This is a genomic window from Shewanella sp. BF02_Schw (genome assembly GCF_014596695.2).
Lineage (GTDB): Bacteria > Pseudomonadota > Gammaproteobacteria > Enterobacterales > Shewanellaceae > Shewanella.
On record NZ_JABKAW020000002.1, the window covers coordinates 43743 to 58885 of the forward strand.

Here is a 15143-nt window from a genome sequence, read left to right on the forward strand (position 1 = left end):
TCGCTGATATTAATGAGTAAAATAATGCTTAATAGAATGAATTACTTCATGTACTTCGGCGTCGGTCATAGTTGGACTAATGGGTAACGACAAAACCTGCTGATGGATTTTTTCCGTTAATGGCAAAGGTGGATGCACTATTTTACCGGCATAGGCTTGTTGATTATGAGGAGCCACAGGATAATGAATTAAGGTCTGAATAGACCGTTCAGCCAAGAAACTTGATAACGCATCTCGGTTCTCTGTCATTAACACAAATAGGTGCCATACATGTTGGCTTTCTTCATCGATCTTCGGTAATTTTATTACACTTATGCCAGCAAGACCTTGTCTATATAACCTCGCAATTTGTTGACGACGGGCCGTCTCTGTCTCCAAATGAGTCAATTTTATGCGTAAAAACGCAGCTTGAATTTCATCAAGACGGCTGTTCATTCCTTGATAAAGATTTTCATATTTTTTATGCGAACCATAGTTCCGTAAGGCTTTTAACGTTTGTGCTAATTCATCATCATTAGTTGTGATAGCACCCGCATCACCTAAAGCGCCTAAATTTTTACCCGGATAAAAACTAAAACCAGCAGCATGTCCCCAATTTCCAGCTCGCTTGCCCTTATGTTCAGCTCCGTGGGCCTGGGCACAGTCTTCTAACACTAATAAATCATGTTCTTCTGCTATCGCCATCAACTCCGGCATTGGAGACAATTGTCCATATAAATGCACCGGCAAAATAGCTTTAGTCTTTGTTGTAATGGCAGCAAGAACTGATTCAGGATCTAAGTTATATGTATCAATATTTGGTTCAATCAATACGGGAACTAGGTCATTTTCGGTAATAGCTAATATTGAAGCTATATAGGTATTGGCCTGTACAATAACTTCGTCACCCTTTTTTAATTTACCCAACGCTATCCAAGCACGAAGAATTAAAACTAATGCATCAAGACCGTTAGCAACACCAATAGCATGCTTCGTTCCACAATAGTTTGCAAATTCATCTTCGAACTGCGTTAGTTCATTTCCCATGATGTACCAACCCGAATCTATGACCCTTGCGCAAGCGTCTTTTAACTCTTGCTGATACTGAGCATTTATTGCTTTTAAGTCTAAAAAATTAATCATATTATTTCTCAAGATAACGAAGGATTTTGGCTGGATTACCTACTACAACAGCATAATCAGGCACATCTTTGGTAACGACGGCTCCTGCACCAACCATAGCGAATTTACCAATGGTGATCCCAGGCAATAAAGTAGCATTAGCACCTATTGAAGCATTTTCTTTAATCAAAAGTTTTGGAAATTCATCAGGATAAACTTTTGAACGAGGAATTTTGTCATTGGTGAAAGCAACACATGGCCCAATAAATACGTTATCTTCTATCGTCGTTCCGTCCCAAATATATACACCTGATTTGACTGTGACATTATTGCCTATCAAAACATCATTTTCTATTAAGGAGTGTGAGCATATATTGCAATCGGTACCGATCCTGGCATTTTCTAATACAACTGAAAATTGCCAAATTCGAGTCCCTTCACCAATCGTAGATGATTGCACATCACTCAATGCATGAATGAACATTATGAATTTCCTTTACACGTTTCGATGAAGTCGTCGTAATTTCTAACATAATCACTTTCATCATAGAGCTGATCTGCCAGCACCATTAATACGCAATCTTCAGAAAAATTAAACATTTCTCTCCACATAAAGGATTCGATTAATAAACCTTCAGCAGGGTTATTAAGCATGACTTCTACTTTTTCGCTACCATCATCCAATAGAAATTGGCAAGACCCCCGAACTGCAATAGCCACTTGTTTTAACTGCTTATGAGCATGGAATCCTCTTCTTATTTCCTCTTTAGTATTAAACATGTAATAGACACGCTTAATTTCAAATGGAATATTATTACCTTCTTCTAAGGCAACTAATGATCCACGCGCATCGCCATGGGCCTGAAGTGGGATTAATTTAATTTGCATTTATTTCCCTTAGATAAATATCTCAGCATTCTCAAAGGAACCTGAGGCCTTATCCTTACTTGATAAGCTCACATCATGGAAAGGCCAGTTGATATTAATATCTGTGTCATTCCATTTAATTGCACACTCACTTTCTTGTGCATAATAATTAGTTGCTTTGTATACAAATTCAGCAGTTTTACTTAACGTTAGAAATCCATGAGCAAAACCTTCAGGGATCCACAATTGACGTTTATTCTCTGCAGATAGATTAACGCCAACCCACTGACCAAAAGTCGATGAGTTTTTACGAATATCGACAGCTACATCAAAGACCTCACCCTCAACACAACGCACCAGTTTTCCTTGAGCATTAGGTTGTTTTTGGTAATGAAGACCGCGCAACACGCCTTTACATGATTTAGAGTGGTTGTCTTGAACAAAATTTGTTTCTTTACCTGTTACAAGTTCTTCAAACTTTTGCTGACTCCACGTTTCCATAAAGAAACCACGTTCATCACCGAATACGGCAGGCTCTATGATCTTCACGTCTGCAATTGTGGTATCGATTACTTTCATTTATGAATACTCTTTAATTCGCACTAACGCTGCTTGCCAGTCGCTCTGCTTAATGCCAAATGTATTATGGATCTTGTCACAATTTAAACGTGAGTTTGCAGGGCGTTTAGCTGGTGTTGGATAGTCTAGTGTTGTTATTGGATTAGCTTGAATAGGTTGGACAAGTACATTTTGCTCCAATGCTATTTCAAATATTTTTTCAGCAAAAACATGCCAACTTACATGGGGGAAACCAGAAAAATGGTATATCCCATACGCTTGATTACCATTAACAATCTGTTTCGAGATAGTCACTATGGCTGTTGCAATATCACCGGCATAGGTTGGGCCACCAGACTGATCGGCAACAACCCCTAAGGTATCTCTGGTTTTAGCAAGGCGTAGCATGGTTTTAACGAAGTTATTGCCGTGTTCACCAAATACCCAGGCGGTTCTTAATATAATATGTCGTGAACAAGCTCGTTCAACCGCTTGTTCACCGGCCCGTTTGCTGCGCCCATACTCACCTTGAGGATTGGTCTTATCAGACTCAGCATAAGGTTCAAGACTATCTCCAGCAAAAACATAATCTGTTGAGATATGTATGATGGTGGCATTTATTTCATTCGCTGCAACCGCTAGGTTATGTGGTCCATCACGATTAATACTATAGGCCAATTCACTTTCTTGTTCGGCCTTATCAACGGCAGTATAGGCAGCAGCATTAATGATGATATTTGGATTGAACTCTGCGACGACTTTATTTACTTGAGTAGCATCAGTGATATCGAGCTGCACACGGTCTAATGCTAACAAGGTGACATCAGGCATGATGCTTAGTTGGTCAACTAAACAACTGCCGACTTGGCCATTTTTACCGGTTATCAATATTTTCATACTTAAGCCTCGTTCGCTAAACGCGCTAAATATTGACCATAGTTGTTCTTCATCATCGGTTTAGCCAATTCAGCTAGTTGCTGCGCACTTAACCAACCATTACGCCATGCGATCTCTTCTAAACAGGCGACTTTAAGGCCTTGCACATTCTCAATAGTCTGCACAAAAGATGACGCCTCGTGTAAGCTTTCGTGGGTACCCGTATCTAACCATGCAAAACCGCGACCGAGCAACTCAACATTCAAGTTACCGTTGTTCAAATACATTTCATTTAAGGTAGTAATTTCTAACTCACCGCGATGTGACGGCTTAACTTGCTTTGCCATTTCGACAACACTGTTGTCGTAGAAATATAAGCCTGTGACAGCATAACTCGATTTGGGCTTCGTTGGTTTTTCTTCTATCGATACGGCTTTCATATCGTTATCAAACTCAACCACACCAAAACGTTCCGGATCTTTAACTTGATAGCCAAATACTGTGGCACCGTCTTCTCTATTAGCCGCATTCTTTAGGGTTTTACTAAAGGATTGACCATAGAAAATATTATCACCCAATACTAAACACACACTGTCTTTACCGATAAATTCTTCACCAATCAAAAATGCTTGCGCTAAACCATCAGGTGAAGGTTGTACTGCATATGTTAGATTGATCCCAAAATCAGAACCATCACCTAATAAACGCTTAAAACCTTCATTGTCTTCTGGCGTAGTAATAACCAATATGTCTCTAATGCCAGCAAGCATTAATGTTGACAGTGGATAGTAGATCATGGGTTTGTCATACACTGGCAATAACTGTTTTGATACCCCTCGTGTCAGTGGGTATAAACGTGTACCTGAACCGCCAGCTAATATAATTCCTTTCATAAATCCTCTAATTCTATACGTAAAACATGCCCAGTATCAAAAACTACACTATCAAGAATTAATGCCTAAACGTTCACGTTGATAGCTGCCATCTTGTACATGTTGGCACCATGTTTGATTGGTTAGATACCATTCGATGGTTTTACGTAAACCAGTCTCAAAGGTTTCTTCAGGCTCCCAGTGCAATTCATTGCTCATTTTACTGGCATCAATGGCATAACGACGGTCATGACCTGGTCGGTCTGTTACATAAGTAATTTGATCCGCATAGCGGGTATCTTTAGGCACTAATGTATCTAAAATACTGCAAATGGTTTTTACTACGTCAATATTTTGCTTTTCGTTATGGCCGCCAATATTGTAGGTTTCACCCACTTTGCCACTGGTGACGACTTTATAGAGTGCACGAGCATGGTCTTCTACATAGAGCCAATCACGAATTTGATCACCTTTACCATAAATAGGCAGCGACTTACCCTCTAGCGCATTGAGAATAACCAGTGGGATCAACTTTTCAGGGAAGTGATAAGGACCATAGTTATTGGAGCAGTTAGTCACCAACGTTGGCAAACCGTAAGTGCGTAACCATGCTCTGACTAGATGATCGCTTGATGCTTTTGATGCTGAATAAGGGCTGCTTGGTGCATAAGACGTGTTTTCGGTAAATAATGGCAGCGCTTCATCAGAGCTCAGGCCGCCTTGCTCATCAGGGTGTGGTAAATCACCATAGACTTCATCTGTTGAGATATGATGAAAACGAAAGGCTAGCTTGGCCTCAGCTGATAATGAGTTCCAATACTCGCGAGTGGCTTCAAGTAATGTATAAGTGCCAACGATATTGGTTTGAATAAAATCAGATGGTCCAGTGATAGAGCGGTCAACGTGAGACTCTGCTGCTAGGTGCATCACGGCATCAGGTTGGTGATGTTTAAACACTCGATCTAATTCAGCGCGATCGCAAATATCGACTTGCTCGAAAACATAACGTTCACTTGACTCAACACTCACTAATGATTCAAGATTACCGGCATAGGTTAATTTATCAACATTGATGACGCTATCTTGAGTGTTATTGATGATATGACGCACTACTGCAGAGCCGATAAAACCCGCTCCACCTGTGACTATAATTTTCATTTGTATGTTTCCGAGAGGTCTTAAGTCGCCTAAATAGAGGTCGATTTAGGCGAGGTGAATTGAGTAGATACAGTTTCCGATCTCAGCCTTATAAATCATGGTGAGACACTTTTAATTCATTTTGAGACAGGTCAATCTTCGCTAACCTGCATAGAACCTAGGTTTTACGGTTTTCTTAGAAACCGTCCCAATAGGCTCATAAAGAGTTGAGCCTAGATTGCTAGAGCGCTTCGCTGCTAGAAACTATAAAAGCAAAGAGTCTTAATTCTCTTTTCTAACAAAATATCTAATTAATACGAACATGACACCCAACATACCGCCTAGCATTGTGCCTAAAACACAGATTAAAGCTCGCTTAGGTTTTGATTTCTCTTCTGGTATTAATGCTGGATCAATCGTTTTAAATACATACTCATCGCGAACTTCAGCAAACATAATTGTTTTCGCTTGCTCTTCTATTAACTTATATAAAATTGAGCGAATATCGGCAATATTTGTTTGTTCGATTTGAGATTTCAAAAATGTTGTGCTGCGAGTCGCTTCTGCAACATCACGGTCTTTCATCTCTTTATTAATGTCTTGTACTAACCAATTAACCCATTGATGAGCTACTGCCGGTGAAAGATGTTCTACAGAAACGGTTACCATGCCAGTTTCTTTTGCAGCATTAACGGCAATAATTTTACTGAAAACCTTATACGCTTCCTGCATTGATGGTTCAGGCTTAAACGGTGCATCGACAATACGAAGCCATGTTTTGTCAGCTTTATTATATAACTCACCATCGTAGCTAATTGTGTTATCAGCCATATTCCATTTTTTTGCCGCCATTAAGTCAGGCAAAATATGATGTTGTTGAATAAAGTCACTGGTAAATTGACGAGACTTCATCACCTCGATAGCCATTTGGGTTTTATCAACACCACCGCCACCGCCTAGGTTGATGCCTGCCATGCTTGCTAAACCACCAAACTGGCCTGCAAGCGCTGCTAAACCACCACCACCTTGCTCTGAGTCTGCAGGCGCTAACAGCGCTTCGGACTTATAGATATTGGGCTGGTTGATAGCAAAAATAACAGCACCGATAGCAAACACTGCAGTGATGGCAATAATTAACCATTTTCCTTGCCAAATAACGGCAAAAAGCTCGCGCAAATCGATTTCGTCGTTTTCAACGCTGCCCATTGGTTGTGATGATGCAAAGTTTGCGTTATAAGTAGCTTGCAGATTTTGTTTAGTCATATGTCTTATTTTTCTTGAAAGTAGAGCGCTACGCTTCTAGGTTCTAGGACGCTTCGCTGCTAAAAGCCTAGATTCTAGGACGCTTCGCGACTAGATCGCTTCGCTGCTATAAGGTCAAAATATACCAGCAGAAATCTGTTAAGTGTTGAGTGTATTACTGGTTAGATCGCTTGTCATAAAAGCAAAAGCCTAGATTCTAGGACGCTTCGCTGCTATACAAGCAAAGCAAAAGCCTAGATTCTAGGACGCTTCGCGGCTAGTTCGCTGCGCTGCTATAAGGTCAAAAGATATCAGCTTCGCTTCTATAAAAAACAGAAAGCATACCGCTTAGTTAAATTAATCTATTGTGTAGTCGGCATTATCTTCTTTAATCAGTGCTTGTTTTTGTTTGATAAGAGCACCTAATATTTTGGCTAACTCTTTGGCTTCTTTTACCATCGACATAGCTATTTGTTTATCAAGGTATTCGATTTCTGCTCCGATATATAACTGAGTTACAAGCTCACCTAGAGACCCTTTTGCGTAATACAGAAACCTTATCTTTTCTTTTAGGGTTTCACGTTCCTCTCCCTCCGCGATGTTTGAGGGAACAGATAATCCTGAACGTGTAATTTGATCTTTGAAGCCCCAGTTACTGACTGACTCAGTCAACCGATAAATTTCACAAGACAATCTAGAAGCTCTTTTCCACACATCCAATTGCTCGAAACGCATATCAGTTCCTTCTGAAGTTGAGTATCTTGTATCTAGAATCTAGGAGTTTAGAAGCTAGATTCTAGAACGCTTCGCTGCTAGAACGGCCTTCGGCCTGCTATTAAATCTTAGCAGCGTAACTGTCCCTAGAAGCGAAGCGCACTATCCGTGAAGCGGCCTAGTAGCAAAGCGACCCTAGAAGGCTAGATCCCTGAGACAGCGGCAAATGCGACAGCAGTGTTATATATAATTTGCGTGACTTGCGACCATAGGGTTAAGTTATCTTTGTACTCAGTGTCTAGCGGTACAATAACAGTGTCGCCGGCCGAAATTTGTGAGTCGGTATTAAACCAAATACTTTGAGTTGGCATCATCACTGAACCATCAGCTTTGATGACATAAACTCGGTCTTCATCACCGCGCTCTCTAGGGCCACCAGACATAACCAAATAGTCGTCTAAGGTTAAACCGTCTTTAAATCTATGCGTTGAAGGATGTTGAACCTCGCCCATAACAGCAACAGTTTGCTTAATGGTTGGCACGTAAAGTACGTCGCTGTCTTCAAGTTGAACATCAGCTTCTTTAATGCCCAATTTAAGCGCGTTTAAATCAATCACTAATCTGCCAACTGCTTTTATGTTTTCTAAATCAGTTAGCATTAATTGTGCATCAGAATAACTAATGCTTAAGCCATCTTTTGATACACCGCGTGTGGCGATGTCTCGGCGAAGTTGGTCTGCTAACTTTTTAATTTCAATCTGCTCTTGCATTCTCACTGATTCACGTACAAATACTGCCGCAGAGGGATAAGCGTACTCTGTATATCCACCCGCTCTAGCGATAACATCTGATAACGTCTCACCACGTCTGATGTTATAAGTACCAGGGAATTTAACTTCACCTTTGACTTCGATAACCTTTCTTTCTTGCCATTCTGGAGTGGTGAGAATGGTGACCATATCGCGACCTTTTAGCTCGATATTGTCTTCTTGATTACCGTTGATTGCCGCGTAAAGATTAATTTGTTTGTGGATGATATCCGATATTGTCGATGTGGTATGAGTACGAGTCAGTTCTGCACGTTCAACATAAGCACCTTCTAACAAGCCCCCAGCAGCCTTAACTAAGTCGGTTACTTTGGCAGAGTTTGTTAACGGGTATACACCTGGGTGACGAATTTTACCTGCAATAGCAACAATCATAATGCCATGCTGTGAATTACCTTGCTGAGTTAATTTAGTCACTATCGGGTAAAGTAGTTCTTTACGTGACATAACGTTACTGAGTTTGATTAAGTCACGGTCTTCAAATAGATTCGATAGCATTTTAGCGACTTCACTGCTAACCAAGGTTTGCTCTTCTGATGCTTGCCCATTTAATGCAACACCGGCTATTTGATTGGTATATTTGCTAGCTACAGTATTATCTAAAGTTTCAAATCCAGCTTTAAACAGATCGGCATTCAGCAGTGAGTCACCTTTTAATGATTCAACTTTACTGACACGCTTTTTAACTAATGAATTCAGTTCAAAACGATTTTGAGTATCGTCACTGAAGTTAAATATCATTATTTTATCACGAGGCTGTAGAGCAATGTTTTGAATAGAATTGGGTGATGTAATAGCTTCACCAGGCGCAAATTGTAATGTTTCTATGTCGCCATGTTTGTTGATTTCACGAACCACTAAACCATAGTCTAAGTCAGCAGATAATAATAAGTCGCCCCAAATTGAAGGCAACACATCGCTAATGCGTTGTTGCTTCCACTGGTATTTACCTGGGCGAACTACTGCACCAACGATAGTAATAGCATCTTCATATTGATTAGAAGCATTTTTAACCCGGATATAATCTCCAGCTTTTGCTAAGGTATTATTGCCATTTGCAGAGGTTAAATCGACATTGATAATGGTTTTTAAACCATTGGCATTATATCGTTCGATACTACTATTTCTAGGATAAGCACCTTGTTTGATACCAGCAGCCATATTGATAACATCTGCAATGGTTTCATTCTTTTTCAGCTCGTAAATCGCGGGGCGTTGCACTTCACCAGCAACACTGACTAAGCCACCGATTGATGGGATGAATACTACATCGCCAGAACGCAGATTGATGTCTCCTGACGCATCGCCTCGGAGCAGTAAATCATATAAATCAAATGAGCCTATTAGTTTACCGCTTCGCTTAACTTGTACGTTGCGAAGACTACCTATTTCGTTTACACCACCAGCAACAAATAACGCCTGAGTAATGGTTGATAAACTTGATACGGTATATGAGCCTGGTTTGTAGGCATCACCAGCGATAAAAATGCGAATAGAACGTAATTCACCCATGGTGATATTTGATTCAATACCAATCATTTGCTGCTTAATGCGCTTAGACAATTCTTGACGTAAATCTGAAAAGCTTAGCCCAGCGACTGATACAGGGCCTAAATCGGGAATTTGCACTGTGCCATCACGATTAATAGTTAAACTGTATTCGTTACTCTCTTTTCCGTATAACTGAACTTTAATGACATCACCAGGACCGACCATATAATCACTTGGTACAGGTACATCCGTCACAGGTGCGAAGGTCGTTGGTTCGCCGGCAAACATTTCGTAGCCGAAACGTTTTAATTCATTTTTATCACTGTCTTGTTTGAAGTCATACTCGTTCTTTTTAGCTGTATCTGATTGTTGACTTGATTGGTTTTGACGAGGCTCAACAACAGTAGGGTTTGTTACGCTAACAGAGCTATTGGCACTGCCTGACAACATGGAAGGGTCTAAACCATACTGACGCGCAACTCTTTCCTGTTCTGATTTAGGCAATTGTTTAAACTGCTCTATCATTTGCGGTGTTGGGGTAACGGCATGTGCTTGTGTGGTTAAAATAATAAAGGCCGATAAGCCAGCTAGTAACACGTTTTTGGTTTTATGTAGCACCAGATATCTCCAATATTATTTTTTGTAATTAAGATGGTTCTAGGAACTCGCAGGCTCGCCAGAGGGCGGACTACGTCCTGCTAGTGTCGCTGCGCTACTAGGTTCTAGGAACTCGCAAGCTCGCCAGAGAACGGACTTCGTCCTGCTAGTGTCGCTGCGCTACTAGGTTCTAGGAACTCGCAAGCTCGCCAGAGAACGGACTTCGTCCTGCTAGGACAGCTTTGCTGTTAAGATTTTATAGCATCTAGAAACGAAGCGTCCTAGAAGCGAAGCGCCCTAGAAGACCGAAGGTCGTCCTAGCAGCGAAGCGCCCTAGAAGACCGAAGGTCGTCCTAGCAGCGAAGCGCCCTAGAAGACCGAAGGTCGTCCTAGCAGCGAAGCGCCCTAGAAGACCGAAGGTCGTCCTAGCAGCGAAGCGCCCTAGAAGACCGAAGGTCGTCCTAGCAGCGAAGCGCCCTAGAAGACCGAAGGTCGTCCTAGCAGCGAAGCGCTCTATTTCAGACACGCTACCGCCCATGGATTACGGCTTCCAATATGCCCTTCGCTACGCGAATCTTTAATTTTTATTAGCTTTAAACTGTAACAATCGCTAATCAAGCGCGGAATTATACTCAAAAATCAGCATAGATGCTTGAGTAAAACCCCCAGAACGTTTCAAAATTGTTGCAAAATAGCCTAAACACCATCTAAACGGTTAATATTCAACCTTTAAGACCAAAAACAACGCTATAAATCAGCGTCATTCAGCTTATGAATGGACAATATCCTACAAAGACTGTCGCCATTATCTGACAGCTTAGTTATTTAGTCATATTCGCTATTTATGTTGTTTGGTCATTATTTGGTACAGCTTGTAAATTCGTCAACTCGACTAAAATCCTTTTCTGTTGTCCCATGATGTTAAATAACACATGGCAACGTTTATCTGGATTACTCTCGTCAAATATTGCTTCAAGGTCTTTAAACGGTCCATCGACAAATTTGACTTTATCGCCTTTGCCTAACGGTTTGACCTCTTCTGGCACATAACCTTCAACACGCCTTTTAAGCGCTGAGATAATTCTGTCGTCAATGGGAGTCATATCTTCTCGGCAGCCAACAATACGATTAGCACCACGTGTATTGTGGATTTTGCTGACGCTGGTGACAAGAGGATCAAAATAGATAAACAGGTAGCTAGGGAAAAGTGGTGCCGTAACCATTTGCGGTTTATTGCGGACCATTTTTTGCTGGGTTATCACAGGTAAATAACTCTCGACTTCTTGTAAAGCCAAATTTTGCTGTGCACGTACTTCATGACGTGGTTTGCAATACAATAAATACCAAGATTTCATTATTACTCGCTTGTTTAAATTTGCTCATCAGTTTGAGCAAGTGACATCCCATTCACGGCTTGGGATATTAACAAAATTACTTACCTATTTGAATGGGTTTATAGGCCTTAATGACTATAAATACAGCGTTTAAGTCACCGTCTGGTTTTATATTAAGCAATAACACCATCATTTAAAATCTACATTTAGAAGTAACTAATTGATTTATCATTCTACATTGACTTAACACCTTTAGCGCACGCCACTCGGTTAATTTTGCTTTATGTATAATTAAAAGAGCTTAGTAATATCAATCGGCTTACGTTGGCGGTTACCAAATGCAAACGCACAGTCTCAAAATCCGTTGATATTTTGTATACCTAAACAGATTTAACAAAGAATTGACGGCCTTTTATCATATTATTTCACTTCCAGTTATGACAATCCAAATCTGACTTGCCGATTATTAAATCGATAAATTCTGTTTGATGTTAGTCATTAATGTCAGTTTGAGGCGCTATAGATATTTCTAGCCGACAAAAAAGAAAGCCTCGATAAACGAGGCTTTCATTAGATACTTTATGTTGTGCTAAAGGTTACTTATTCGGCTTGGGTGGGTAATTCATCATTACAGTACCAATTGCTTGATTGATAGTGTTAATTCTCTCTTCTGGAGTGCTTTGTTCACGCTCGGTATCGGCCACAGTACCACGCCAAATTAACTTACCCGTTTTGTTATCAACTAAGTCGACCATTAATGTGCCAACATCATATTCACGCACAGTCGTTTCACTATGAAGACTGCCGCCAAATCCCCAACGAGGGCCGTAATATGGGTTATAGCCGAAGTTACTATTAAAGGTGTCGATATTGATTTTTTTATCAACTTTGGTGATGTAGTTAACTAATAAATCGGCATTTTGTTTGTTGGCTTTGCTGATGCCTTTTTGGCTTAATTGAGTTTCGACAGCAGCACGGACACGTTGGTCCATGAGTCCGTCTAAATGATAGCCCGCATCTTCATTTTTTTTCTCTACCCATGAATAGGTTTTATATTGTTCAAATGATACCGATGGATCGAAGTCTGAAGTAGATTTCAAGGTGCTACATGCGCTCAATGCTAATACTGCCGCAGCGATAAATAAGGTTTTCATACAGGCTCCAAAAACAAGACGTTAATAGCTATTAGCTTATAGAGAGCAAAGGCGTTGTCAAGTTAACAAGGTTTCATAACAAATGATAACAAACGGAAATAGTGTTAAAGAGCGATGACAATCCAAGAGCCTAGATCGCTACGCTGCTAGGACGCTACGCGGCTAGATGCTATAAAATCAACAGCCTAGTCGCGCAGCGAGTCAATCTTAGCTGCGAAGCTGTTTTTAGCAGGACGTAGTCCGCCCTCTGGCGAGCCTGCGAGCTGCTAGAACCTAGTAGCGCAACGACGCCAGAGGACATAGTCCGTCCTCTGGCGAACCTGCGAGCTGCTAGGATGCTTCGCGGCTAGATGCTATAAAATCAACAGCCTATCAATCTGAGCTGCGAAGCTGTTTTAGCAGGACGTAGTCCGTCCTCTGGCGAACCTGCGAGCGGCTAGGACGCTACGCGGCTAGATGCTATAAAATCAACAGCCTAGTATCGCAGCGAGTCAATCTTAGCTGCGAAGCTGTTCTAGCAGGACGTAGTCCGTCCTCTGGCGAGCCTGCGAGCTCCTAGCACCTAGCACCTAGCACCTAGCACCTAGCTCCTAGCACCTAGCGGACATAGTCCGCCCTAGATACGTACATTGCTTATCCACACTGTTTGGTAGGGTTGCAGTGACATTGTTTGGGTGATGTCTTCTATTGGCTGTCCGCTTAATAGATCAACCCAGTTTTCCGCAATAATAAGGTTCAATTCGTTAATGGGCAGATCGGTGATTTGGTCAGATACGTTACTGATGCAGAAGATACTTTGTTTACGATTACGACTTTGACGCCAAAAACCAAATAGCTGTAACCCTAGATGTAAGGTGAATTGAGTGGCATTGGGATGAAATGCAATTTGCTGAGTACGAATATTGATTAAATTGGTCAGCTCGGTTAGCACTTGGCTATGATCGCTGTTGGCATCATTTAGTTGTTCCGTTAATTGATTGAGATCCCAACGATGACGGTTAATGGCCCGATTATGGGAAGTATTGGCCAGTTTTTCATAGTCGTTGCGAGTTCCCAGTAAACTATGAATATAAATACCTGGAATTCCTTCGAGCGCTAACATAATGGTATGAGCACACACAAAACGTTGCATTCCCCACTGGTCTTTACCTTTAGTTGTGCCTTGTAAAGCATCAAACAGGGCAATGTTCATTTCGTAAGGTTTTTGCAGGCCATCTTCTGTGGTTCTTGATGAAATTTGGCCACCGAACTGTTTCATGGTGTCTACCAGAGTATCAATCTCAGCTTCGTCGAGTAAGCCCTCTGCCGGGCGTAAACCAATTCCATCGTGAGAAGCAATAAAATTAAAGTAAGTTGTGCCGTCTTGTGCGGGCGGCATACTCATAAGCCAGCGCTTTAAGTATAAGCAACTGCCGGTAATAAGACTGTTGATCAATAAAGGCGGCAAGGAAAAGTTATATATACAATGTGCTTCGTTAGCATTACCAAAATACGTTAAGTTCTGAGTGTTGGGAATGTTGGTTTCGGTAATGATGATGGCATCTTGTTGGGCGTATTCAATTAATGTCCGCAATAAACGTACAACTTCATGGGTTTGCGGTAAGTTAATTGATTTATTGCCGACTATTTTCCATAGAAAAGCCACTGCATCGAGGCGAAAAATACTCACACCCGCATCTAAATATTGACGAATGATGCGAACAAACTCGATTAATACTTGTGGATTACGAAAATCAAAATCAACTTGATCATGACTAAAGGTACACCACACATGTTGAGTTCCGTTAGGTGTCTCTGTTGGTCTTAATAGTGTTGACGTTCTTGGCCGAACCACCGCACTTAAGTCATCATTTGGATTGGCAGTGAAGAAATAGTCATGGCCTATTCCCTCACCTTTGCAGAAATTCTCAAACCATAAGCTCCGACTAGAACAATGATTGATCACTAAATCTGACATCAATCGTCTTTTAGTGGCAATAGCACTGATGTCCGCCCATGACCCAAGGCCTTCGTTAACACTTGAATAGTCGATAACCGAGAAACCATCGTCTGAACTGTAAGGAAAAAACGGTAAAATATGCACAGCATTGATGCAACTTAAATAGCTGTCGATAAATTGTGCCAGCGTGGTGAGTGGCCGCTCACCTTGTTGGATCACACTGTCACCATAAGTGATCATAATAATGTCTTTTTCAGACCAATGATTTACAAAGGGTTCGGGCACTTGACAATACTCGGTGATACGCATGATATCGATGAGCTGATCAGCCAATGCTGGCACACTTGTGCTAATGTCGACATCGTTGTAAATACAGCTAAGTTGTTGCTGCAGCTTTTGCTGTAATCCATCCATTACTGACATAGGGTGTCCTC

Annotated in this window: 13 protein-coding genes; all 13 read right to left on the bottom strand. The window is 41.2% G+C overall.

From position 1 onward, the window contains the following. Window positions 1–9: 9 nt before the first annotated feature. The 13 genes from HNW13_RS08590 to HNW13_RS08650 all read right to left on the bottom strand — a co-directional run bounded on the left by HNW13_RS08590 (window position 10) and on the right by HNW13_RS08650 (window position 15132). A complete protein-coding gene (locus HNW13_RS08590; RefSeq protein WP_192115856.1) occupies window positions 10–1122 on the bottom strand; it encodes a DegT/DnrJ/EryC1/StrS family aminotransferase in 1113 nt (370 codons plus the stop codon). Window position 1123: 1 nt separating this feature from the next. Further along, window positions 1124–1585, bottom strand: a complete 462-nt coding sequence (locus HNW13_RS08595) for an acyltransferase (protein WP_192115855.1) — start codon at window positions 1583–1585, stop codon at window positions 1124–1126. Next, a complete protein-coding gene (locus HNW13_RS08600) occupies window positions 1585–1989 on the bottom strand; it encodes an FdtA/QdtA family cupin domain-containing protein (protein WP_192115854.1) in 405 nt (134 codons plus the stop codon). Before HNW13_RS08600 ends, HNW13_RS08595 begins: the two co-directional genes overlap by 1 nt. Before the next feature lie 9 nt (window positions 1990–1998). Next, window positions 1999–2547, bottom strand: a complete 549-nt coding sequence (gene rfbC, locus HNW13_RS08605; protein ID WP_192115853.1) for a dTDP-4-dehydrorhamnose 3,5-epimerase — start codon at window positions 2545–2547, stop codon at window positions 1999–2001. Continuing rightward, window positions 2548–3423: a dTDP-4-dehydrorhamnose reductase gene (rfbD, locus tag HNW13_RS08610; RefSeq protein WP_192115852.1), complete on the bottom strand. Its 876-nt coding sequence runs from the start codon at window positions 3421–3423 to the stop codon at window positions 2548–2550. Between the two features lie 2 nt (window positions 3424–3425). Beyond that, a complete protein-coding gene (gene rfbA, locus HNW13_RS08615) occupies window positions 3426–4295 on the bottom strand; it encodes a glucose-1-phosphate thymidylyltransferase RfbA (RefSeq protein WP_192115851.1) in 870 nt (289 codons plus the stop codon). A 51-nt stretch (window positions 4296–4346) separates the two neighbouring features. Continuing rightward, entirely contained in the window at window positions 4347–5432 is a 1086-nt protein-coding gene (rfbB, locus tag HNW13_RS08620; RefSeq protein WP_192115850.1) for a dTDP-glucose 4,6-dehydratase, read from the bottom strand. Between the two features lie 261 nt (window positions 5433–5693). After that, the gene (locus HNW13_RS08625; protein WP_243756252.1) at window positions 5694–6617 is read right to left on the bottom strand and encodes a Wzz/FepE/Etk N-terminal domain-containing protein; all 924 of its coding nucleotides are present in this window, start codon (window positions 6615–6617) and stop codon (window positions 5694–5696) included. A 393-nt stretch (window positions 6618–7010) separates the two neighbouring features. Further along, entirely contained in the window at window positions 7011–7388 is a 378-nt protein-coding gene (locus tag HNW13_RS08630; RefSeq protein WP_192115848.1) for a four helix bundle protein, read from the bottom strand. A gap of 182 nt (window positions 7389–7570) precedes the next feature. Then, window positions 7571–10303 (bottom strand): SLBB domain-containing protein, encoded by a 2733-nt coding sequence (locus tag HNW13_RS08635; RefSeq protein WP_192115847.1) that lies wholly within the window; start codon window positions 10301–10303, stop codon window positions 7571–7573. 821 nt (window positions 10304–11124) lie between these two features. Further along, on the bottom strand, window positions 11125–11637 hold the full coding sequence (gene rfaH / locus HNW13_RS08640) for a transcription/translation regulatory transformer protein RfaH (RefSeq protein ID WP_192115846.1): 513 nt from the start codon (window positions 11635–11637) through the stop codon (window positions 11125–11127). 575 nt (window positions 11638–12212) lie between these two features. Beyond that, complete coding sequence (locus HNW13_RS08645) at window positions 12213–12770, bottom strand: DUF4136 domain-containing protein (RefSeq protein ID WP_192115845.1); 558 nt, start codon at window positions 12768–12770, stop codon at window positions 12213–12215. 616 nt (window positions 12771–13386) lie between these two features. Then, window positions 13387–15132, bottom strand: a complete 1746-nt coding sequence (locus HNW13_RS08650; RefSeq protein WP_192115844.1) for a sugar phosphorylase — start codon at window positions 15130–15132, stop codon at window positions 13387–13389. Between the last annotated feature and the right edge of the window lie 11 nt (window positions 15133–15143).